Below are 23073 nucleotides of genomic sequence, written 5' to 3'. Positions count from 1 at the left end.
CAAAGAAGACCCCCAAAGACAGCACCTCCAACGACACGACCTCTGCAAGGACCAATCCGATGGACGAGAACAAGAAGCGCGCCCTCGCTGCAGCTCTGGGCCAGATCGAAAAGCAGTTCGGCAAGGGCTCGGTGATGCGCATGGGCGACCGCGTGGTCGAACCCGTCGAAGCCATTCCGACCGGTTCGCTGATGCTCGACATCGCGCTGGGTATTGGTGGCCTGCCGAAGGGCCGTGTCGTTGAGATCTATGGTCCGGAGTCGTCGGGCAAGACCACCTTGACCCTGCAGGCCATCGCCGAGTGCCAGAAGCTGGGCGGCACTGCAGCCTTCATCGACGCCGAGCATGCGCTGGATCCGATCTACGCCGCCAAACTGGGGGTCAACGTGGACGACCTGCTGCTGTCGCAGCCGGACACCGGCGAGCAGGCGCTGGAAATCGCCGACATGCTGGTCCGTTCGGGCTCGGTGGACATCCTGGTGGTCGACTCGGTTGCCGCGCTGACCCCGAAGGCCGAAATCGAAGGCGAGATGGGCGACCAGCTGCCGGGTCTGCAGGCCCGCCTGATGAGCCAGGCGCTGCGCAAGCTGACCGGCAACATCAAGCGCTCCAACACCCTGGTGGTCTTCATCAACCAGCTGCGCATGAAGATCGGCGTGATGATGCCGGGACAGAGCCCGGAAGTGACCACTGGCGGCAACGCGCTGAAGTTCTATGCCTCGGTGCGTCTGGATATCCGCCGTATCGGCGCGATCAAGAAGGGCGACGAGATCATCGGCAACCAGACCAAGATCAAGGTCGTCAAGAACAAGCTGGCGCCGCCGTTCAAGCAGGTCATCACCGAGATCCTGTATGGCGAAGGCATCAGCCGCGAAGGCGAACTGATCGACATGGGCGTGGATGCCAAGCTGGTCGAGAAGGCCGGCGCTTGGTACAGCTACGGCGAAGAGCGTATCGGCCAGGGCAAGGACAATGCCCGTGGCTATCTGCGCGACAACCCGACCGTCGCCGCCAAGCTCGAAGCCGAGCTGCGCGAGAAGTTCCAGCCGTCTGAAGCTGCCCGCGAAGAAGGCGACGACGAAGGCGACGACGAATAAGGCTTGCTGTGGGGCAGGGTGGCGCCGTCAGTGACGTCGCCCTGCTCCGCAGGTTCGAATCGCCCATGGACGGGCAGGGCGCCACGGATGGCGCCACCCCTGGAGCACCGATGTCCGACGCCGAAGACATTCCCGCCGGCCGCAAGCGACGGCCGCGTGAGCAGACCCCCGTACAACGGGCGCTGGGCCTGCTGGTCCGCCGCGAACACTCGCGCAAAGAGCTGACCCGCAAACTGACCGCCCGTGGCATCGAGGATGAGGCCGCGCAAGCCGCTGTTGCCAAGCTGACCGAGGCGGGCTGGCAGGATGACACCCGCTTTGCCGAGAACCTGGTGCGGATGCGTGCCAATACCGGCTACGGGCCGATCCACGTGCGCGCCGAGCTCGGCACCCATGGCCTGGACAGCGAGGCGATCGCCGCGGCAATGGACAGTTATGAAGGCGACTGGCAGGAGAACGCCCGCGACCTGGTCCGCCGCCGCTTCGGCGAAACCGGCCCGCAGGACCTGGCGCAGCGTCGCAAGGCTGCGGACCTGCTGGCCCGACGGGGCTTCGACGGGGACAGCATCCGCCGCGCGACCCGCTACGACCCGGATGACTGAGACTGGCGGCGCCGGGCCTGATACCCTTTAGGTTTTCGGCGGTCCCGCGCGACCCTGGCCATTGCGGCCGGTGGTCCGGGTCCGCCGGCCCGCCGACTGCCAGCCCCCAATGAACGCATCCGCCAAATTCACGACTTCCCAGATCCGCAGCGACTTCCTTGAATTCTTCAAGGGCAAAGGCCACACCATCGTGCCGTCGGCGCCGCTGGTGCCGGGCAATGATCCGACCCTGCTGTTCACCAATTCCGGCATGGTGCAGTTCAAGGACGTGTTCCTTGGCGCGGAGAAGCGCAGCTACGTGCGCGCGGCCGACGTCCAGCGCTGCCTGCGCGCCGGCGGCAAGCACAACGACCTTGACCAGGTCGGCTACACCGCACGTCACCATACTTTCTTCGAAATGCTGGGCAACTGGTCCTTCGGCGACTACTTCAAGAAGGACGCGATCGCCTGGGCCTGGGAGCTGCTGACCCAGGTCTGGAAACTGCCGGCCGAACGTCTGCTGGTCACCGTCTACCAGACCGACGACGAAGCGTATGCGCTGTGGCGCGACATGGTCGGCATCCCGGAAGAGCGCATCGTGCGCATCGGTGACAACAAGGGTGCGCCGTTTGCCTCGGACAATTTCTGGCAGATGGCCGATACCGGCCCGTGCGGCCCGTGCACCGAGATCTTCTACGACCACGGCGACCACATCGCCGGTGGCCCCCCGGGTTCCCCGGATGAAGACGGCGACCGCTTCATCGAAATCTGGAACCTGGTGTTCATGCAGTTCGATCGCCAGCCCGACGGCACCCTGGTGCCGCTGCCGGCACCGTGCGTGGATACCGGCATGGGCCTGGAGCGCCTGGCGGCGATCCTGCAGCACGTGCACACCAATTACGAGATCGACCTGTTCCAGGCGCTGATCCGCAAGGCGTCCGAGCTGACCGGCACCGCCGATCTGGAGAACAAGTCGCTGCGGGTGATCGCCGATCACATCCGTGCCTGCTCGTTCCTGATCGTCGACGGCGTGCTGCCGTCCAACGAAGGCCGCGGCTACGTGCTGCGCCGTATCATCCGCCGCGCCCTGCGTCACGGCTGGATGCTGGGCGTGCGTCAGCCGTTCTTCAGCAAGCTGGTGCCGACTCTGGTCGAGCAGATGGGCGAGGCCTATCCGGAACTGCCGGCGGCGGTCGATACCGTCACCCGTGCGCTGCAGGCCGAAGAAGAGCGTTTCGCTGAAACCCTCGACGCCGGCATGAAGATCTTCGAGGACGTTGCCGGCAAAGCCAGTAACGGCGTGATCCCCGGCGTTGATGCGTTCCGCCTGTACGACACCTATGGCTTCCCGCTCGACCTGACCCAGGACATCGCCCGCGAGCGCGACCTGACCGTCGACATCGCCGGCTTCGATGCGGCGATGGAGCAGCAGCGCGAAACCGCGCGCGCGGCCGGCAAGTTCGGCGGTGGCGTGACCCTGCCGGCGGAGCTGGTGGCAACCCTCAGCCCGACCCGCTTCCTCGGCTACGACCGCCTGCAGGCCGATGACCTGACCGTGCTGGCCGTGCTCAAGGACGGCCGTCCGGTGCAGTCGGCCAATGCCGGTGATGCGGTCATCGTGATCACCAACCAGACCCCGTTCTACGCCGAGTCCGGCGGCCAGGTCGGCGACACCGGCGTGCTGACCGGCAACGGCGTGCGCCTGGCGGTGGACGACACCCAGAAGTTCGCCGGCCAGTTCCATGGCCACGTCGGCACCCTGTCCGAAGGCGGCCTGAAGGTTGGTGACGTGCTGTCCGGCCAGGTCGATGGCGAGCGTCGTGGCGCCACCATCCTCAATCACTCCGCCACCCACCTGCTGCATGCCGCCCTGCGCGAAGTGCTGGGCACCCACGTGCAGCAGAAGGGCTCGCTGGTCGCTCCGGACCGCCTGCGTTTCGACTTCTCGCACTTCCAGCCGATCAGCGCGGAAGAGCTGGCGGTGATCGAGCGCAAGGTCAATCAGCAGGTGCGTGCCAACAACGCTGCCGAAGTGCACAACATGGGCATGCAGGAAGCGCTGGACTTCGGCGCGATGGCCCTGTTCGGCGAGAAGTACGGTGAGCACGTGCGCGTGCTGAAGATGGGTGACTACTCCACCGAGCTGTGCGGCGGTACCCACGTCAACCGTACCGGCGACATCGGCCTGTTCAAGATCACCTCCGAGGGCGGCGTCTCCGCCGGCGTGCGCCGCATCGAGGCGGTCACCGGCCAAGGTGCCCTGGACTACGTGGATGCCGAAGAGGCCCGCCTGGCCGAGGCCGCCGAACTGCTTGGCGGCAGCGCTGCCGACGTGGTGGAGAAGATCCGCGCCCTTGGCCAGCGCCAGAAGCAGCTGGAACGCGAGCTGGAGTCCGTGAAGGCCAAGGTTGCCGCTGGCGCCACCGCTGACCTGTCCGGCCAGGCCGTCGAGGTTGCCGGTGTGAAGGTGCTGGCGGCCCGCCTGGAAGGCTTCGACGCCAAGGCCCTGCGTGACGCCATGGACCGCCTGAAGCAGCAGTTGGGCGACGCGGTGATCGTGCTGGCCGGTGCCCAGGACGGCAAGGCCGCCCTGGTCGCGGGTGTGAACGGCAGCGCAATGGGCAAGGTCAAGGCCGGGGAACTGTTGTCCCATATCGCCAGTCAGATCGGGGGCAAGGGCGGCGGACGCCCGGACCTCGCCCAGGGTGGTGGCGAGGACGGGCCCGCCCTTGCCACTGCGCTGGCTGCCGTCGTCGAATGGGTCAGCCCCCGCCTGTGATGAACCGCGCCGTCCCCCTCCTTGTAGGAGCGGGACGGCTGACGGTACCATTGCGAATCTTTTCCCTTTGTCGTGGTAGCGCTTCTTGACGGAGCGTCAAGCCGGTGGGGGATACCCTTCCACACGGTTCCATGGAGACTTACAAAAATGTTGATCCTGACTCGCCGCGTCGGCGAAACCCTGATGATCGGTGACTCGGTGAGCGTCACCGTGCTTGGCGTCAAGGGTAACCAGGTGCGTATCGGCATCACTGCGCCGAAGGACGTCGCTGTGCATCGCGAAGAGATCTACCAGCGCATCCAGCGTGGTGACGAAGCCGGTGGCACCGGCAGTGAAAATTCTGCCGAATAACGCTTTACCTTCGCACTCGATTAACGTTATGATTCACGCCCCGCTGAGGTGCAACGCACCAGACGCGGAGAAAACCCCGGAGTGATGCCCGAGCGGCTGAAGGGGCTCCCCTGCTAAGGGAGTATAGGGTCAAAAGCTCTATCGAGGGTTCGAATCCCTCTCACTCCGCCAGATACAAAGAAGCGCCTGCAGATCGTCGATCTGCAGGCGTTTTTCTTTATCTGATGTTCGAAAAGGCAGATCGGCGCAGAGCTGCGTATGCCTAATCCACTGTCCCGATCCTGGGCTGCGATCGGGGCGTTGGCGTTGCCGCAGGCGCGGGGGCTGGTGCGCCAGGGAGCACTGGCGGTTCAAGCTCGGGAGTTGGCGTTTCCCGCCACAGCATCGAAAGGGTGCAGTCGTTGGCACGTTCCCTGCACATCTTTTCTGCCTTCCTCTGCGCGGCTTCCGGGGTCTTCTCACCCAGAGCAAAACCCAACGCAATCGTGCCTGTGGCAATGGCCGAATAGCCTTCGCTGGACGTACTGGCGGACTGACCGCAATTGCGGGATCGCGCTGCGCAGTAGTGCAGCGACTGCTGCATCGCGCTGGTCAGGGAGCGCTGATTCATCGAATAGCCGAAGCGACCATCCTTGTCGTAGGTGATCGCAGAGGCGGCGTTTGCGCCTGATGAGACGGACAGCAACAGCCCAAGTGAAACCATCTGCATCCAGTTCATTGCACTCTCCCTTTTTGCCGATGGTGGATCAAGCGGGGTTCGAGGCGCAACCAGATGGGATTCTGATGCAGAGTGCCTGCAGGCTGTTCACCTGCAGGCGTGTTCTCATTCAATCTCTACTCAAAGCCTCACCGTCACACCCACCTGGAAACCACGCCCCGGCAGCGGCGCAATGTACTTCAGCGGCGAGTTGTGCGGCCGTGCTTCCTCATTGAGCAGATTGCTGCCATTGACGAACACTTCCATGCTGGCAATGTAGGCATTGCGCACCGGCAGCTCACGGCTGACCTGCAGGTCGACCATGTTGAACGCATCCAGCGGCACCTCCTCGCTGACGTTGCGGCCGAGGTACTTCTGGGTGTCGTAGTAGGTGCTGGACAACTGCGCCTTCCAGCCTTCGCGCTGCCACTGCAGGTTAGCGCCGTAGCGGTTGGTTGGCATGTTCGGCAGATATTCGCCGTCATTGTGGGCACGCAGCGAATCGGGGTGGTCGGCCTTGTTCTTCACCAGGTCGGCGAAGGCGGAGACATTCAACGAACCATAGCGGCCCAGGTCCACGGCCTGCGACACGTCGATCTCGAAGCCCTTCACCGTGGTATCGGTCTGCTTCCAGTACTTCAGCGGCAGGCGGTTGGCGGTCTGCAGGCCGGAGTAGCCGAGGTAGAGATAGTTCTCGTACTTCATCCGGTAGGCCGTGGCTGACAGCTCGAAACCGCCGAGATGGAACAGGCCGGTCAGCTCCAGGTTCTTCGCGCGTTCCGGTTCCAGGTCCTGGTTGCCTTCTTCCTGGGTCATCACCGAGTAGTGCGCGTTGCTGGCATACAGCTCGTTGATCTCCGGGGCACGCTGCGAAGACGAGTAACGCACCTTGGCCGCGAACATCGGCCCCAGCTCGACATATGAGCCCAGACTGTAGCTGTTGAGCCGGTAGTCGCGGTCCTGCAGTTTCGTGTTGGAAGCATTGCGCGCGGTCTTGAAGCGGCTGGGCTGCAGCTCGTGATCCACGCGTTCGTGGCGCACGCCTGCGTCGAAGCTCGCCCAGCCGAAGTCCAGCGTTTCCTTCAGGAACACCGCGTTGCTGCGGCTGTCGACGTCGGGCAGGTAGCGCAGCGAGCCGCTGCCGGTGACATCACGCGACTGATGGCTGAAACCGAGCAGGCCGCTCAGCGGGCCGACCCGCTGATGGCTCAGCAGCAGCTCGGCCTGGGTGCTCTCGAAGTCGTAGTCGTTGGCTTTTTTTGTGCCCAGCCGCTCGCCGGAGGTGTTGTCCAGCTTCGAGACCCGCAGCTCAGCGCGTTCAACGTAGGGCAGCGGATCGCGCAGCAGGGCTTCCAGCGCGTAGCGTTGCTGCTTGATCACCACGCCCACCGGCAGGCCATCGGCGTAGTTGGAGCCGAACGACAGGTTCTGCATCGAAAAGCCCGGCACGCCGTACTCGCTGTCCTTGGCATCGATGCTGACACCGACGTAGCCGCGGTCGAAGAACAGCGTCGAACCGAGGGCCACCTGCGAATTGCGCGCATAGCTGTTGCCCAGCCGGTGATGGTAGTCGGGCGTCACATCGTTGTTTATCTGCTTCTGCACGTATGAGGGCGTGCCCGCGACGTAGGCCGGGTTGACCGGATTGACGTAGGTACGGCGCTGCCAGACCGAGGTCGGACTGTTGGTATAGAAGGAGAAATCACCGTCGGCCCAGTCCGGGTTCTCGGTCATGAACTGGTCGATGTAGGGTTGCGAGGCCTTGTTGTAGATCTGCTGGACGCGCGCCTCTTTCTGGCAGGCGTCGGCCAGGGCCGAGTTGACGCCCCCAGCGGCCGGGAACAGACCGGTGTTGCAGACGCTGGCCTTGCTGTTGCCGGGGATGTCGTAGTGCGAGATCCGCTGTCGCGACACCTGCAGGTTGGTGGACACGTTGCGCTGGTTGTTGAAGTTCATGCGCAAGCCCTGCGCGTCGGCCGCGTTGAACCCCTTGCGCAGGACCAGTTCCATCGACTGGTCCTTGTCTTCCATGCTGCGCGAGATCAGGCCCGAGTCGATCTCCACGCTGCCACCGATCGCATTGCCGCCATAGCGCACGGTGTCGGAAGACTTGTTGACGGTGACGCTGCGTACGAACAGCGGATCGAACGGGATGTTGATGTCACCGCTGATCGCGTTCATGCCCAGAATCGACTGGCCGTCCTGCAGGATCTGCACGCGGTTGCCGCTGAGGCTGCGGATGACCGGAGCGCCCGCGTTCGGCCCGAAGGCGGTGCTCTGCACACCGGAGACGTGTTCGAGCAGGCCGCCGAGAGTGCGGTTCTGCGCCTGCGGATTGTCGACGGTGACCCGGCTGTCGATGCGGGAGGGTTGGGAGGCCTGGACCTGGAGGGTGGGGAGGGTGGGGTCGTCCGCGGCCTGGGCGTTGTGGACGACGAACAGAATGGCAGCAGCAAGGAGATGGCGGCGCATGACACGATCCGTGAAGTTGATGTGAAATGTTATAACGTAACTCTTTGTATCAACAAGGGCAGATTGGGCCTTGCCATGAAGGTTGGAGATGAGAGCGGTTCTCATATGACAATGGCGTTGGATCTCCCGTAGGCGCCCCATGCACACCCTTACCCTTGCCGACCTGGACCGCTTGGGCCGCAGCAGCGGTTTCCGCTATCGGCTGCCTTCACTTGCGTCCGCCGCGGATTCGGGCGCGCTGTGCGTGGTCGAGGGCAGGGTGGAACAGCGCTGCTTGCGCCCTGGCATCAGCCTGGCGCTGTCGGACGTGGTCGCGCATCAGCCGTTCGAGGCGACTTCGGAGGCACCCCCGCCGTTCGCTGCGATCGTGATGCTGGAAGGCCGTGCCGGAGCACGCCTGGAAGGGCAGGCTGTGATCGGCATGAACCGCGGCACCGGCGTGATGGTGTTGGCCGATGCCGCGCCGATGACTGCGATTCATCCGGCCGGTCAACGGATGCGCAGTCTGAATGTCTCGCTGGATGCACCGGCCGAGATGGATGATCCGGTGATCAGCGAACTGCTGTTGCAGGCTCGTCGCCATGGTCGCCGGCGGCTGCACAGCTGGCAGGTACCCGCGCATCTTGAACATGCCGCCGAACAGTTGCTGTCGGGGACCTGGCAAGGCGCGATGCATGCGCTGCTCTGCGAGGGTGTGGGACTGCAGATGCTGGCGATGGCGTTGGGTACGTCTGCACAGGACGCGCTGCCGGATCTGCGTGTTTCACCGCGCGACCGGCGCATGCTGCAACGGGTGATCGACTGCCTGCAGGCATCGCCTGCGGCTGACCACCGGCTGGAGGACCTGGCCCGCGTGGCCTGCATGAGCCCGAGCAGCCTGCGCCTGAAATTCCAGCAGGTGCACCGCTGTTCGGTGTTCGCGTGGTTGCGCGAGCGACGCCTGCAGTTGGCCTGCGAGCAACTGCGGCAGGGCTGCAGCGTGCAGCAGGCCGCGCATTTCGTCGGCTATCGGCATGCCACCAATTTCGCAACCGCGTTCCGAACGCGCTACGGCATCGCCCCCAGCCAGATCCGCTGAGTCCGGATCGCGGCTGGCGGTGCGCATACGCGTGCTGCGTGCGCGCATACGTGCGCTCACGCTTAAATGACAATAATTCTCATCCAGCCTTTCCCTTCTGCTGGATCTCCCATGCCTGCCTGTTTCCGCCCATGTGCCCTGGCCACCGCCATCGGCACGACCTTGGCGCTGTTCAACGCTGCCCACGCCGCCGAACGCGCTCCTTCCGTAACGCCTTCCCTGCTCCCAACCGTGCAGGTCACTGCCGACCTCGATGGCAGCACCGAAAGCTCGCGCTCCTACACCACCGATTCCATGGGCACGGCGACGGGGCTGTCGCTGACCTCGCGACAGACGCCGCAGTCGGTCAGCGTGGTTACCCGCCAGCAGATCGAGGACCGCGGGCTGCTGAGCACCGCCGACGCCTTGTCGACCGCCCCCGGCATCTCGGTCACGCGCAGCGACGCCAACCGCTACTCGTTCTCCGCACGCGGCTTCGACATCGACAACTACCAGTTCGACGGCGTGGTGATGCCGGTGCTGTCGCCGTGGAATTTCGGCGAGAACAATCTGGACATGGTGGTGTACGACCGCATCGAGATCGTGCGCGGTGCCAACGGCCTGATGACCGGCGCCGGCAATCCCTCGGCGGCGGTGAACTATGTGCGCAAGCGCCCGCTGCGCGAGTTCGCTGCCAGTGGTGGCATCAGCCTCGGCAGCTGGGACGCGCGCCGCGCGTGGGCGGATGTGTCCAGCCCGCTGAGCCGGGAAGGGCGTGTGCGTGGTCGCGTGGTCGCTGCGCAGGCAGAGGGCGACAGCTACACCGCCGGCCTGGACAGCACCGCAAAGACACTCTACGGCGTGGTCAGTGTGGATCTGGGCGAGGACACTGGATTGATCGCCGGCATCTCCTACCAGGGCAACGACAACCGAGGCTTCGGCAGCGGTTTCGCACTGTTCAACGCCGACGGCACGCGCACCCGATTCGACCGCTCGGTATCGGCCACCGCGCCGTGGGCACGGATGACCACCGATACCCGCAACGGCTTCTTCGATTTCAATCATCGCTTCGGCAACGGCTGGCAAGCACGCGTGTCCTACAGCCGCTCGCATACCGATATGGAGATGAAGCATCTCTACCGGGGCGGCTATCCCGATCCGGTTACCGGCGCCATGCCTACAGGCAACAGCTTCACTCGTTACGACGGCCCGGTGCGCCGCGAGGCGGTCAGTGTCAGCCTGTCCGGGCCGTTCGAGCTGTTCGGCCGCCAGCACACCGCATCGATCGGTTGGTCGCGCTCGCGTGATGAAATCACGCTGGGGCAGTACCGCGCACTGGCGCCGCTGCCGCCGTTGGCCAGCTATCTGGACTGGCACGGGCCGGGCACGCCTGAGCCGACGTGGGCCAGCAGCAAGACCCAGGCCGATGACCTGCACAACCAGCAGAGCGGTGCCTATGCCGTCGCGCGGCTGTCGTTGGCCGATCCGCTGCACGTGATCGTCGGTGGCCGCCTGAGCAACTGGGAGACCGACCAGGTCTACTTCGGCGCCAAGCGGAAGTACCGCTACCGCAACGAGTTCGTACCCTATGCCGGCGTGGTCTGGGACCTCAACGGCTACAGCAGCGTGTACGCCAGCTACACCGGCATCTTCAAGCCGCAGAACAACCGCAATGAATCCGGGCAGATCCTCGACCCGGTCAGTGGCCGCAGTTATGAGCTGGGCCTCAAGGGCAGCTGGTTGCAGGAGCGCTTGAATGCGTCGGCGGCGCTGTTCCGCACCCAGCAGGACAACCTGGCCGAGGCCACTGGTGGTCTGGTCGAAGGCAGCACGCAGGCGGCCTACCGCGCGGTGAAGGGCGCAACCGTGGACGGCCTGGAGCTGGAGCTGGCCGGTGAACCTCTGCCGGGCTGGAGCCTGGGTACCAGCTTCACCACCTTCATCGCGCAGGATGCACAGGGACGGGCGATCAACACCGCCAAACCGCGCAGCCTGTTCAGGCTGTTCACCACCTGGCGCCTGCCCGGTACCTGGGATCGGCTGACGCTCGGTGGCGGTGTGGACTGGCAGAACCGCATGTACCAGACCGCCACCGCCCCCGGGAATCGCCGCGTGCCGGTGGAGCAGCCCAGCTACGCACTGGTGAACCTGATGGCGCGCTACCAGTTCAGTTCCCACGTCTCTGCGGCGGTCAACATCAACAACCTGTTCGACCGCCACCACTACTCGCAGATCGGCTTCTACAACCAGGGCTGGTACGGGGCGCCGCGAAACGTGATGTTCACGCTGAAGGTCGGCTACTGAGGGTAACGTCGCGCCCTTCAGGGATCCAATGGATCCATCGGATCGATGCGCAGCGATTCGGGCGCTGGCACGAAGGTGATCGCGTACGGCGAAATGCGTGAACCGACCTTGCCTGGAACGTAGCCAAGCTCACGACGGTTGCGCTCGCTGAATCCGCTGCTGGCGACCGAATCGATATGCGATGGACTGCTGACCACCAGTGCCGGTTGCCGTGGCGGTGCCTGCAGGGCCGCCAGTAACCGGGCTGCGTTGCGCAGGTTGGTGGTGGTGTGGCGGGCATAGGGCTCGATGATGATCGCCTCTGCGGGAATGCCGAAGCGCGCAATCAGCGCTTCGCGCATCTGCACGGCTTCGACGCTGCGGGTGCCGCGCGGATGCACGGCGCCGCCAGAGACGATGACGAAAGGCGCATCGCCCGCTGCATAGCGCTGCGCAGCGGCTTTCAGGCGCAGCTTGCTGCCGGCGCTGAGCGGGGTGGTCAGCTCGTCCGGGCCCTGCCCAAGCACGATGATCGATGTGTATGGATGCGCGGTCCAATCCAGCTGCCGCGCGCGTGCGAATGGCGCGGCGTTCATTCCCGCGCTGATGGGCTCGAAGCGGATCGCATCGAGACGATCATTGGCATCGAGCAGGCCCACTGCCACCGCGATGCTGCGATCGAATGCGGTGTAGGCCGCGGCGGCGTCCACCTCGCTCATCTGCATGGCAATGGCAGCATCGCCAGCCAGGCGCGTGCTGCCCGCCGCGCCGACCGGGCCGTCGATGGCGTCGTAGCGGGGCGGCTGGCCGTGGCCGTAGACGGAGAGGATGTTGTTGAGGCCCGCCAGCTCCCTTTCGATGGCCATGGCGTGCGCCGGAACTGCGGCGCTCAACAGGCCAGCCTGCGCGGGCGTCCAGCGTGCTGCCTCGAGTGTGCAGGCAGTGGTCCGGCAGCCCACCAGCTGCTGCATGCGTTCGGCCAGGGCGGCGCGCGCACGATCGGGCAACGTATCGTGCTTCAGCTGCACGAGGGTCGGAAACAGGCGCGAGGCGAGGGCCGCGCTGTCGCGGTCGTCGGCGGCTGCCGCAAGCGGCAGCACAGCCGTGGCCAGCAGGGCGAGGGACAAGCTCAATCGTTGGTGCATCACCAGCTCCTGCTCACCATCAGGCGGACGTTGCGGCCGAACAGTGGCCGTCCATAGATTGCCTCGGCCGAACCCTGGCCAGCCAGTGCATCGGTACGGGTGTTGCCCTCGGTGAGCCCCTTTTCATTGGTCAGGTTGTCGCCCACCAGCTGTGCGCCCCAGTTGCCGCGCTTCCATGAAATGCCCAGGCCCAGGGTCTGGTAGGCCGGCAACGCGGTCTGGTTCAACAGATCGACATAGGACTTGCCAACCACGTCATAGCGCAGCCATGTCTCGAACTGGTCCTGGCCGTGCTGGAAACTGAAGGTCGGCCGCAGGTTGCCGTAGAGCTTGGGTTCGCGGACGATCTGCTTGCCGTTGACCGCGGCCGGATCGGCGCCGGAATCGTTCTGCAGGCTGTCGTACTGCGGATCGCTGACCGTGATCGAGCCGGCGATGCTGAACCAGTCCAGCGGCCGGAACATGCCATCCAGCTCGATGCCCTTCGAGACGGCGGTGCCGATGAAGGGCACCGACTGGTCATTGCGGCCGGTCGTCGGATTGAAGGCGACGAAGGACGCATTGAGTGGATCGAACTTGGTGTAGAACGCGGTCAGGTAGAGATAGGACCGGCCGAACCCTGCCTTCAGGCCCAGCTCGTACTGGTCCAGCTGGGTCTGCACGATGGTGGGGTCGATCGAGCGCGCCACCGACGAATTGGGAACGATCTCCATGTGCGACACGCGGGCATAGGCGCCTACGGTGGCAGTGAAATCGTAGTTGGCACCCACGGTCCAGTTGGTGGCGGTCGGGTTCAGGCGATGGTTCTGGACGACGCCGGTGAACCGGCGCGTGGTGTTGTCAGCCAGTGTATTGCGGTCGTCGAGGTCGACCTGGGCGGTCTGCTCGGCATAGCCTTCATAGCGGTAGCGCTCATGGCGGATACCGGCGTCGAGCTTGAAGCGGTCCGTCAGTGCCCACGTGTCATTGGCATACACCGCGAACATGCGGGCATCGACCTTGCCGCGATTGAGGGTGGTGGTGTAACGCAGCGTGCCCTTGTCGGTGACATAGCCCAGTGGGGCGCCATCGTTACCGTAGGCCACCAGATCCAGCAGGCGTGGCTTGCCGCGCATCTCCATCAGCATGTCCTGGTACAGGCTGAAAGCGGTGGTTCCGAAGAAGGCCGTGTATGCACCGATGTTCAGATCGTGGCTGCCCCAGGCCGTTTCAAACAGCCGCGTCGCACTGAAATCGGCCTGGCCGGAGTAGAAGTCCGAATCAGCAGCACGGTACTGGGCCGAGATCACCAGGCCGGAGTCGGCGTAGGGATCGTAGGCACTGGCGCCGTTGCTGCCGGCCAGCGCGTAGCCCATCCGCGCGACGCCGGCACCGAAGGTGCTGCGGGCCGCGCCCAGATAGCCGTTGGCGAAGCTGCGTGCGTCGACCGGGTTGGTGGTCGAGTACAGCGCGTCGAAGGTATTGCGGCCCTTGGTGTAGCCGGTTTTCAGCGAGATCGTCCAATCGCTGGCGGTGTTCTCGTACTGGAAGCCGATGTTGCCGAAGCGCATGTGCCGGCCATCGGCCAGGTCGCGGTTCATGCCCTGCAGGGCACCGCCGCCATCGAGGTACTTCAGGTTGACACTGCGCAGCGAGGGCGAGTTCAGCGTACCGTCGAAGTAGTCGATGTACGGGTCCAGTGGAACGCTGGGATTGCGCGGATCGGCAACCGGGATCGGCAGGTAGAACGTATTGTGGTCATCGACGAAGGTGCCGCTGATCTTGAACCAGCTGGTGTCGTCGAAGTAGTGCTTGATGTTGCCGCGGATCTGCCCGCCCTTGTCATTCGGGAAGCCGTTGTCGCGGTAGCCATCGTGCTGGCGCAGGAAGCCACCGACGGCATAGAAGGTGTCCTTGCCGAGCGCGCCCGACTGGTACATCTCGCCGCGGTACAGGCCGGTATCGCCGATGGTCAACTGCGCCTTGCCGTGCGTGTCTTCGGAACCCTCGGCGAGGATGTTGTTGACGATGGCGCCGCCGCTGCTCGCATAGATCGGTGCCGGGCCACCGCGTACGATCTCCACGCGCTGGTTCATCACGTCGAAACGGTTCATGCCGTCGCCGGAGTTGAAGAAGTGGCCATCCAGCTCCTGGTAGAGCGGCAGGCCGTCCTGCTGGAAGGCGATGAAGCCACGATCGGTTGGAATGCCGCGCAGCCGGGTGATGTTCTGTACTTCACCACCGGTGGCCTCGACATGGATGCCGGGCACCGACCCGAGCAGGTCGGCGTAGCTTTTCGGTGCGAGCTTCTGCACGTCTTCGCGGCTGAGTGAATTGACCGCGAAGGACGCATCGAAGCGACGCTGGGTGCGTGCCGCACCGGTAACCACCACTGCATCCAGTGTTGCTGCGTCGGCCGTGTCTTGCTTCTGCACCGGCGCGTCCTGCGCAGATGCAGTGCCGTGCAGGGATATCAGGACCAGGGAGATTCCCAGGACCAGGGGGCTGATGTTCATCGGAGGGCGGCCATGCAGGGAAGGGGGACCGCTGCACGGTAGGTCCGGGCGATGACGGAATTGTTTACTTCGGCGGAAATAAACAATTAAGCGGCGGCATCGGCACCCAACTGGTGGATTGGCAGCAGGGCCGCACCCACCGATACCGCAGACCCTCCCAGCCGCGACACATGCACCTGTGGCAGGCGCAGGCTGTCCAGCGCACTACTCCAGCGTGCTGGCTGCTGCAGATGCTGTCCCAATGCTTGCAGCACCTGCCGGGGCAGTGAACCGGACAGGATCACGGCGCCGGGATCGAGCCACGCCACACCGGTATTGGCCGCCACGCCCAGCTGGTTGCCCGCACGTTCTGCCCAGGCATTGATGATGCCGGCATGGGTTTCCAGGCAGGACTCAAGTTCGAACAGTGAAGGAATGCCGGCGCCGGCGTCGCGCAACGTGGCCAGCAGGTCGATGCCCGAGGGGCGCGGTGCGTCCATGCGGAACAAGCGACCGATATCCCCGGCATTGCCGAACTCACCGCGCATCACGTCGCGCCGATGGATCACGCCGCCGCCCACGCCGTGGCCTACATACAGCAGCAGCGCCGAGGCGCAGTCGCGGATCAGCCCGCTGTCGTAGTACTCCGCCAGCGCCGCCAGGGTCGCATCGTTCTCCACCCAGACCGGGAAACCGAAGTAATCTTCGAAGAACTGGTCGTTGTCGATATCGCGCCAACCGTGCAACCAGTCCACCGCGTGCCTGCGCGCAGGCCCGGTTTCGACCACGGGCCCGGGAACCGCCACGCCGAGGCCCAGGAAGCGCGCGCGCATGAGCCCGGTGCGGCTGGTAAGGCTGCGCAGGCGCTGGTCCACCGCGTGCACGAAGTCGTAGGGATCTGCGCTGTCGAATGCGGTTGCATCGCGGGCGATGACCTGGCCGGCAAAATCCACCAGCGCGATCTCCAGCCAACCGGGATGTACCGTGGCACCGGCGGCATAGCCGCCCCGCCCGGAAAGCGCCAGTGGCACCGAGGGTCGGCCGCGCTGGCCATCGGACAGCTGTCCCTGTTCCTCGATCACTTCCAGCATCAGCAGTTCACGCGCCAGGCGGGTCAACGCACCGTTGTGCATGCCCAAGTGGTGGGCAATGGTGATGCGGGGAACGGCTCCCATCGTGCGCAACAGCCAGATGATGCGCTTGTGGTCGGCATCCAGCGCGATCAGCGGTTTGCGGCGCAGCCGCGATGTGGGAGCCAGGTTCATGGGCGCAGGCCTTCGGTACGCGGCGGCGCGACTGGCCAGGCCAATGCGGCCAGCGACAGCAGGCTGCCGACGGCAACCAGCGAGACCAGTGCGGCAGAGGTGACCGGATCACCTGCCTGTATGCCGGGCAGCAGCTGGCCCAGCAGCAATGAGGAGGCGGCAATGGACAGTTTCATGGTTCCAGTGAGCAGGGCAAAACAGCTCAGGTCATCCTCACGTCCGCTGCGGACGGCATGGCGACGGGCGATCAGCGCGGTGCGCCGCCACAGCACCAGGCCGACACTGGCCACCGCCGCCCCATGGACAGCGGCACACGCAATCGCTACAGGCAGGGAGGGCTTGGCCTGGTAAACGCAGACGGCAGCGATGGCCAGCACCGACATCAGCGCAATCAGGCCTGTCTCGCTGCACAGCGGGGGGCGCAGGCGCAGATGGAGCCAAGGCGCGACCACCATGCCCGCGACCATGGCGAAGGTCAGCGCTGCGCCCTGGTCGGCAAAGGGAAACAGGCGCCCGGCCAGGCCCACCAGCGCCGTTTCTGCCGCTGCAGCCAGCAGAACCGGCAGCAGTGCCGGCAGCGGCAGGGCGCCGGCAACGGGCCTGATGGCTGTGGCGGGCTGTGCGGGCGTGGCGACGCAGGCCAGGGGAAGCGCGGCGGCCGCGATCAGGATGCCGATGATCATGCAGATCAGCAGCGCGCTGCCACCTCCTGCGGATTCAGGTGCACCGACCACGCCGAACAGTGCTGCAGCGATGCACAGCTTGGAGATCGGTACGACTACCGCGCGGGCGGAAACGTAGCGCATGGCCTCGTTCTCGTCGCGGGGCAACAGCGAAGTCAGTGCATTCTGGGCCACGTCGTAAACCGCGTAGCAGGTACGGAACAACAGCGAGGCGGCCAGCAGCGGCAGGAAGGCCGGCTCGGTCGCGGTGCTCGGGCTGAACAGCAGGCAGGCGCTGGCCGCGGTACCGAGGCCGCCGACCAGCTGCAGGCGCAAGGCGAGGCGACGCTGGTCGTGCAGGCGCGTGAACACGGCGGCCAAGAGCAGATCGAGCACACTGCTGTAGGCCAGTGAGATGGCCAGCAGCTGGCCGGTGTGGTCAGCCGACAGTCCCAGCCGGACGTGCAGGTAGTAGCCCAGCGCCAGGTCCACGAACGACCAGGACAGAGTGCGGGCGAAGTGGCCGGCGGCATAGAGCTGCCGCAGCGATGGCTGCGCGTTCAACGCTGTTTTTGGGGGAGGAGGCCGGAGATCCGGGATCGTTCTACTACCCCTGTGTGACAGCGGCCTGACATGGCGTGAGGTCGGCCATTCAGCGAGTGGCTTGCAGCACACGCCGTGGGCGAGCAGCATTGACCGTGCTGCGCCCCACAACGCCTCACGCAGAGCCTTCTTCGTCGAATGGAGCAACGTATGAAGCTGTTGTCCGCTGTGTTGTTGTCTGCGCTTTCACTCCCCGCCGTTCCGGCGCTGGCAATGGAGGCATCTCCTTCGCCGCTGTTGGGGCGCTGGTCGCTGGATATCGCCACCTCGGCGCTGCCGCAGGCGCAGCGTCCAAAGCAGGTAGTACTCGAATTCAAGGATGCCGGTGGCGGCCGCTGGAGTTCGCACGTGGACATCGTGCTGCACGATGGCAATACCATGAAGTCCGATGGCACGCTGGCGCTGGATGGCACGCCAGGTCCCCTGTCCGGCACCTACGGTGCGGACAAGGCCAACCTGAAACTGCCAGCGCCGAACACGCTGGTGATGCAGCTGGTGGACCACGGTACGCCGGCCTCCACACGCATCTACACCGTGGCGGCCGATCGCTCGACGATGACCGAGACCAAGGCGTTCTACGGCCACGACGGTACGCCGATACTGCAGACCAATCTGTTCAAGCGGATGCCCTAGCATTGCCGCCGGCACCACGCCCGCAGAACGGGCGTGGTGAATGCAGCAGCCTTACACCGCCGCCGGATCGCGCTTGCCGGTGTCGATGCCGTACTTGTCGATGGCCTCCTGCATCCGCGAACGTTCGATGCGGCCCTCATCGGCCAGTGACTTCAGGGCCGCCAGCACGATGAAGTGGCGATCCACCTCGAAGAACGTGCGCAGCGATTCACGCGTGTCGGAGCGGCCGAAACCATCGGTGCCCAAGGCGGTGAAGCGGCGGTCGTTGATGAAGGGACGGATCTGGTCGCCGACGATCTTCATGTAGTCGGTGGCCACCACCACAGGCCCTTCGTGGCCCTGCAGGCACTGCTGCACGTAGGGTACGCGCGGCTCCTCGGCCGGATGCAGCAGGTTCCAGCGTTCTGCAGCCAGGCCGTCACGGCGCAGTTCGGTCAGGCTGGTCGCGCTCCACACATCGCTGGCGACGCCGAAGTCCTGCTGCAGCAGTTCGGCTGCTGCTTCCACTTCGCGCAGGATCGAGCCGCTGCCCATCAGCTGCGCGCGTGGCTGCGAAGCGCTGCCTGCGGCTGCCGGGCGCAGCAGGTAGAGGCCCCTCAGGATCCCAGCCTCGGCGCCCTCGGGCAGTGCCGGCTGCGGATAGTTCTCGTTGAGCACGGTGATGTAGTAGTAGATGTCTTCCTGCTCGACGTACATGCGGCGCAGGCCGGAGTGGATGATCACCGCCAGCTCGTAGTTGTAGGTCGGGTCGTAGGACACGCAGCTCGGAATCACCGACGACAGCACGTGGCTGTGGCCGTCATCGTGCTGCAGGCCTTCGCCCATCAGCGTGGTACGGCCGGAGGTGGCGCCGAGCAGGAAGCCGCGGGTGCGCGCATCGGCGGCGGCCCAGGCCAGGTCACCGACGCGTTGCAGGCCGAACATCGAATAGAAGATGTAGAACGGAATCGTCGCCAGCCCGTGGTTGCTGTAGGCGGTACCCGCGGCGATCCACGAACAGATCGCACCGGATTCGTTGATGCCTTCCTGCAGGATCTGGCCGTCCTTGGCTTCCTTGTAGTAGCTCAGCTGGCCGGCATCCTGGGGGGTGTACAGCTGGCCCAGGTACGAATGGATGCCGATCTGGCGGAACAGGCCTTCCATGCCGAAGGTGCGCGATTCATCGGGCACGATCGGAATCACCAGCTTGCCCAGTTCAGGGTCCTTCAGCAGGCTGGTGAGGATGCGCACAAAGCCCATGGTGGTGGACTGGCCGCGATCGCCGCTGCCCTGCAGCTGGGTGTTGAAGATCGACAGCGGCGGCAGCGGCAGCGGATCGACCTTGGCCAGGCGCGCCGGCAGCTGCCCGCCCTGGATGCGGCGGCGTTCGGCGAAGTAGGCCGCCTCGGTGCTGCCCGGCTCCGGACGCAGGTACGGCATCTCCTCCAGCTGCTCATTGCTGACCGGAAGGTTGAAACGGTCGCGGAAGGCGCGCACCGCGTCAGCGCTCATCTTCTTCAGCTGGTGGTTGATGTTCTGGCCTTCGCCAGCTTCGCCCATGCCGAAACCCTTGACCGTCTTGGCCAGGATCACGGTCGGCCGGCCGCTGGTGTTCACGGCCTGCTGGTAGGCGGCGAACACCTTCTGCGGATCATGGCCACCACGTGCCAGCGCCCAGATGTCGTCGTCGCTCATGTGCGCGACCAGCTCCAGCAGCTCGGGGTAGCGGCCGAAGAAATGCTCGCGTACGTAGGCACCGTTCTGCGACTTGAAGGTCTGGTAGTCGCCGTCCACGCATTCCATCATGCGCTGGCGCAGCAGGCCGCTGTGGTCGCGGGCGAGCAGGTCGTCCCAGCCGCTGCCCCAGATCAGCTTGATCACGTTCCAGCCGGCCGCGCGGAAGGTGCCTTCCAGTTCCTGGATGACCTTGGCGTTGCCGCGCACCGGACCGTCCAGGCGCTGCAGGTTGCAGTTGACCACGAACACGATGTTGTCCAGCCGCTCGCGACCGGCCAGGGAAATTGCCGCCAGCGATTCGGGCTGATCCATCTCGCCGTCGCCGAGGAAGGCCCAGACCTTGCGGCCCTGGTGTTCCTTCAGACCGCGGTATTCCAGGTAACGCATGTAGCGCGCCTGGTAGGCGGCGGTCAGCGGGCCCAGGCCCATCGACACGGTGGGAAACTGCCAGAACTCCGGCATCAGGCGAGGGTGCGGATACGAGGACAGCCCTTCGCGGCCCGCTTCGCGGCGGAAGTTGTCCATCCGCGCCGGATCGATGCGGCCTTCCACATAGGCGCGTCCGTAGATGCCTGGCGCTGAATGACCCTGGATGTAGATCATGTCGCCGTCGAAGGTGTCGGTGCGGCCTCGGAAGAAATGATCAAAACCCACGTCGTACAGCACTGCCGCCGACTGGTAGGTGGCGATGTGGCCGCCAACGTTGGAATGCTTGCTGGCACGCAGCACCATCACCATCGCATTCCAGCGGATCATCGCGTTCAGGCGGCGCTCGATGGCCAGGTCACCCGGGTAGGCCGGCTGGCGCTCGGGCGGGATGGTGTTGACGTACGCGGTCCAGGCACGGGTATGCAGGTCGCCATGCTGGTGGGCGTCCAGCTCGCTCAGCTGGTCGATCAGGTAGTGCGCGCGCGGCCGGCCGCCGGCCTGCATCACCGCCTCCAGCGATTCACGCCACTCCCGCGTTTCCAGCGGGTCGATATCGAAGGGGATCAGGGCTTGATTCATGGCTGTCTCCAGAGGGCGCCGGTCGGACTTCTGCCTGGGCGACAACACCGGCAGGGCGCACAGCACTGGAGCGGGGTCGCAACGGCGGGGCCGTGACGCGAAGGGCGACCGTGGCGGTCACCGAGAAGACAAGCGTAGGCCTGGCCCCCCGGCTTCGATAGGCGGGCAGGGCTTGGGTCTCTGGCAAGCTGGGGTTGGCGCGGCGCGCCGTATCATGGACGGAGGACATGGCCGCCGCCCATGCTCAGGCCGGGGACAGGCCCGGGAAGAACATCGGTATGATCGCCACGCCGACGCCCAACAGGCACCAGGCGACGATGGGCAGCCAGCGCGCCAGTCGTTGGGCGGGTTCCGGTGTACGACGGCCGCCGGTCCACAGCAGCAGCGTGAGCACACCCAGTGCATAGGCGAGGGCGACGATCACCGGATGCACATGGATGACCCGGCTGGGCGGCCACATCTGCTGCTGGTAGGCCGTGGTGTGCGCGACCAGCAGCAGGAACAGCAGGCTGCTGAGTGTGTTGATGGCGGTGCGTGCGTTCATTGCGGGGCACTCCTTGTGCCGGCTGCCGGGATATTGCAGGGGCGGAATTCTAGCGGCTGCCTGCCGGCAGTTGAAACGTCACTGTCATCGATGGCCGTCACCCTGCGGGGCTTTCCAGCCTCGGGGTGGTTGGCCGGCCGTGAACAGCGTGAGGATCTGGGAGAAGAGCTACGCGCTGCGGCGACGGCTGCTGCGTGGCTTTTTCCTGCGCCGCGGTTCTGCCAGCGAAGATGCCGAGGACCTGGCGCAGGAAGTGTACCTGCGGCTGCTGCGGACCACCGGCGAGAATGCCGCAGCGATCGAGAACCCGGAAGCCTACCTGTTCACCGTCGCGGCCAACCTGGCGCGCGAGCATGCACGCTCACGTTCGTCGCTGCCGCCGCTGGAAGACGTTGATTTACTGGCGGAAGTGCTGAAAAGCGAAGAAGACATCGAAGGCGAGTTCGAGCGCGCGCAGCGCTGGAACGGTATCCGCAGCACCATCGCACGACTGCCGGCGACGACGCGGCGGGTGATGGAGCTGCACTACCGCGATGGGCTGGATTGCCCGGCAATCAGCCAGCAGCTGCAGGTGTCGGTGCACATGGTGCGCAAGCATATCGGCAAAGGGCTGGAAGCCTGCAGGAAGGCGCTGGGCGCCAGGGAGCACACATGAACCGGAACGCATTGCCCGCAGCCGACGACACGATCGCCTGCGAGGCCATGGACTGGTTCCAGCGCAATCGCGAGGGGAGTCTGGGCGAGGCCGAGCGCGCTGCGTTCCTGCACTGGATGAAGCGTTCGCCAGAACACGTGCGCGCCTATATGCACGCCCTCGCGCTGCACCGGCAGGTCGGTGAGGCGCTGCAATCGCCGTTGCCTGAAGAGGCGCCGGTGCCGCCACGGCAGGCTGCCGCCAAGGTGGTGCCGCTGTTCGGTAGCGCACCCGCCGCGTCGCGCGCTGCGCCGCGGCGCGGCCGCGCGCGCTGGTGGGCGCTGGCTGCCGCAGCCTGTGTCGCCCTGCTCGGCGTGGGCCTGGTTCCGCAGTTGATGCCCACCGAACAGCTGTACAGCGCCGACCATGGTGAACTGCGCGACCTGGCGCTGCCTGACCAGACCCAGGTGCAGCTCAACGCGGACAGCCGCCTGCGGGTACGCATGAGCTGGTTCAGCCGCAAGGTGGAGCTGCTGCAGGGCGAGGCCACGTTCGACATCGCCCGCGACCGCCGTCCGTTCGAAGTGCAGGTGAACGGCCTGAAGATCCGAGACATCGGCACCGTGTTCGATGTATCGCGGCGGCTGCAGAGCACGCGCATCGGCGTGGTCTCCGGCGAAGTGGAGGTGTGGAGCCAGGGCTGGGATGCAACGCGTCTTGCGCAGCTGGGCGAAGGCCGGGTAGTGCAGGTCGACACGCGCAGTCATGCTGTGGAGTCCTTGGACATGCCGTTGTCGATGCTGCTGGATTGGCAGCATCGCAAGGTGTCCTTCCTTGATGAGCGGCTGGATGAAGTGGCCGCCGCCTTCAACCGACACAACCAGGTACAGGTGCGGATACTGGATGAAGGCGCGGCATCGGCGCGGCTGTCCGGCAGCCTCGATGCGCATCGCATCGGTGCATTGCAGGTGTTCCTCGAACGCGATCCGCGCTTTGTCGTACGCCGCGAGGGCGACACGGTGCGGGTCGGCAGTCGCTGAAGGCGACGTGGCCGTGCACTGTCAGAAAAGAT

At 65.3% G+C, this 23073-nt stretch carries 17 protein-coding genes and 1 tRNA gene; 10 read left to right on the top strand and 8 right to left on the bottom strand.

The genetic code is table 11. The features are described from left to right. Positions 1 to 59 precede the first annotated feature (59 nt). From recA to AC07M7_RS18545, 5 genes are all read left to right on the top strand, one after another. Entirely contained in the window at positions 60 to 1097 is a 1038-nt protein-coding gene (recA, locus tag AC07M7_RS18565; RefSeq protein WP_012510666.1) for a recombinase RecA, read from the top strand. A gap of 110 nt (positions 1098 to 1207) precedes the next feature. Then, a complete protein-coding gene (gene recX, locus AC07M7_RS18560) occupies positions 1208 to 1699 on the top strand; it encodes a recombination regulator RecX (RefSeq protein WP_253078933.1) in 492 nt (163 codons plus the stop codon). A 109-nt stretch (positions 1700 to 1808) separates the two neighbouring features. Next, positions 1809 to 4457 (top strand): alanine--tRNA ligase, encoded by a 2649-nt coding sequence (gene alaS, locus AC07M7_RS18555; protein WP_136638580.1) that lies wholly within the window; start codon positions 1809 to 1811, stop codon positions 4455 to 4457. 147 nt (positions 4458 to 4604) lie between these two features. Next, on the top strand, positions 4605 to 4808 hold the full coding sequence (gene csrA, locus AC07M7_RS18550) for a carbon storage regulator CsrA (protein WP_004152909.1): 204 nt from the start codon (positions 4605 to 4607) through the stop codon (positions 4806 to 4808). 78 nt (positions 4809 to 4886) lie between these two features. After that, positions 4887 to 4979, top strand: a tRNA-Ser gene (locus AC07M7_RS18545). Positions 4980 to 5070: 91 nt separating this feature from the next. Here AC07M7_RS18545 and AC07M7_RS18540 read toward each other — a convergent pair. Together AC07M7_RS18540 and AC07M7_RS18535 are read right to left on the bottom strand one after the other, a co-directional pair. Next, positions 5071 to 5526 (bottom strand): DUF4189 domain-containing protein, encoded by a 456-nt coding sequence (locus tag AC07M7_RS18540; protein WP_495208024.1) that lies wholly within the window; start codon positions 5524 to 5526, stop codon positions 5071 to 5073. Between the two features lie 120 nt (positions 5527 to 5646). Continuing rightward, a complete protein-coding gene (locus AC07M7_RS18535; protein WP_478475145.1) occupies positions 5647 to 7977 on the bottom strand; it encodes a TonB-dependent receptor in 2331 nt (776 codons plus the stop codon). 139 nt (positions 7978 to 8116) lie between these two features. Here AC07M7_RS18535 and AC07M7_RS18530 point away from each other — a divergent pair, with 139 nt between their 5' ends. Continuing rightward, positions 8117 to 9055, top strand: coding sequence for a helix-turn-helix transcriptional regulator (locus AC07M7_RS18530; protein ID WP_495208023.1), 939 nt, complete (start codon positions 8117 to 8119; stop codon positions 9053 to 9055). 111 nt (positions 9056 to 9166) lie between these two features. Further along, positions 9167 to 11338: a TonB-dependent alcaligin siderophore receptor FauA gene (gene fauA, locus AC07M7_RS18525; RefSeq protein WP_495208022.1), complete on the top strand. Its 2172-nt coding sequence runs from the start codon at positions 9167 to 9169 to the stop codon at positions 11336 to 11338. Between the two features lie 17 nt (positions 11339 to 11355). On the opposite strand, the gene AC07M7_RS18520 is transcribed toward fauA, so the two are convergent. The 4 genes from AC07M7_RS18520 to AC07M7_RS18505 form a co-directional block, all read right to left on the bottom strand. Beyond that, on the bottom strand, positions 11356 to 12462 hold the full coding sequence (locus AC07M7_RS18520) for a YdcF family protein (protein WP_046985846.1): 1107 nt from the start codon (positions 12460 to 12462) through the stop codon (positions 11356 to 11358). After that, entirely contained in the window at positions 12462 to 14876 is a 2415-nt protein-coding gene (locus tag AC07M7_RS18515; RefSeq protein WP_495208021.1) for a TonB-dependent receptor, read from the bottom strand. The genes AC07M7_RS18520 and AC07M7_RS18515 overlap by 1 nt, the downstream gene beginning before the upstream one ends. A 167-nt stretch (positions 14877 to 15043) precedes the next feature. Beyond that, entirely contained in the window at positions 15044 to 16201 is a 1158-nt protein-coding gene (locus AC07M7_RS18510) for an ROK family protein (protein WP_046985848.1), read from the bottom strand. Next, entirely contained in the window at positions 16198 to 17427 is a 1230-nt protein-coding gene (locus AC07M7_RS18505) for an MFS transporter (RefSeq protein ID WP_430766411.1), read from the bottom strand. The genes AC07M7_RS18510 and AC07M7_RS18505 overlap by 4 nt, the downstream gene beginning before the upstream one ends. Positions 17428 to 17616: 189 nt before the next feature. Between AC07M7_RS18505 and AC07M7_RS18500 the strand changes: the two genes are divergently transcribed. Next, complete coding sequence (locus AC07M7_RS18500; protein ID WP_004152943.1) at positions 17617 to 18099, top strand: hypothetical protein; 483 nt, start codon at positions 17617 to 17619, stop codon at positions 18097 to 18099. Between the two features lie 51 nt (positions 18100 to 18150). Here AC07M7_RS18500 and aceE read toward each other — a convergent pair whose 3' ends face one another. After that, positions 18151 to 20823: a pyruvate dehydrogenase (acetyl-transferring), homodimeric type gene (gene aceE / locus AC07M7_RS18495; RefSeq protein WP_495208020.1), complete on the bottom strand. Its 2673-nt coding sequence runs from the start codon at positions 20821 to 20823 to the stop codon at positions 18151 to 18153. A gap of 244 nt (positions 20824 to 21067) precedes the next feature. Then, the gene (locus AC07M7_RS18490; protein ID WP_495208019.1) at positions 21068 to 21367 is read right to left on the bottom strand and encodes a hypothetical protein; all 300 of its coding nucleotides are present in this window, start codon (positions 21365 to 21367) and stop codon (positions 21068 to 21070) included. A 139-nt stretch (positions 21368 to 21506) separates the two neighbouring features. Here AC07M7_RS18490 and AC07M7_RS18485 point away from each other — a divergent pair, with 139 nt between their 5' ends. Both AC07M7_RS18485 and AC07M7_RS18480 read left to right on the top strand, forming a co-directional pair. Then, positions 21507 to 22022: an RNA polymerase sigma factor gene (locus AC07M7_RS18485; protein ID WP_495208018.1), complete on the top strand. Its 516-nt coding sequence runs from the start codon at positions 21507 to 21509 to the stop codon at positions 22020 to 22022. Then, positions 22019 to 23041 (top strand): FecR family protein, encoded by a 1023-nt coding sequence (locus AC07M7_RS18480; protein WP_495208017.1) that lies wholly within the window; start codon positions 22019 to 22021, stop codon positions 23039 to 23041. Before AC07M7_RS18485 ends, AC07M7_RS18480 begins: the two co-directional genes overlap by 4 nt. The last annotated feature ends 32 nt before the right edge of the window (positions 23042 to 23073 follow it).

It is taken from the genome of Stenotrophomonas sp. GW821-FHT09E08 (assembly GCF_059416125.1).
This window is presented reverse-complemented; position numbering and strand designations above follow the sequence as displayed.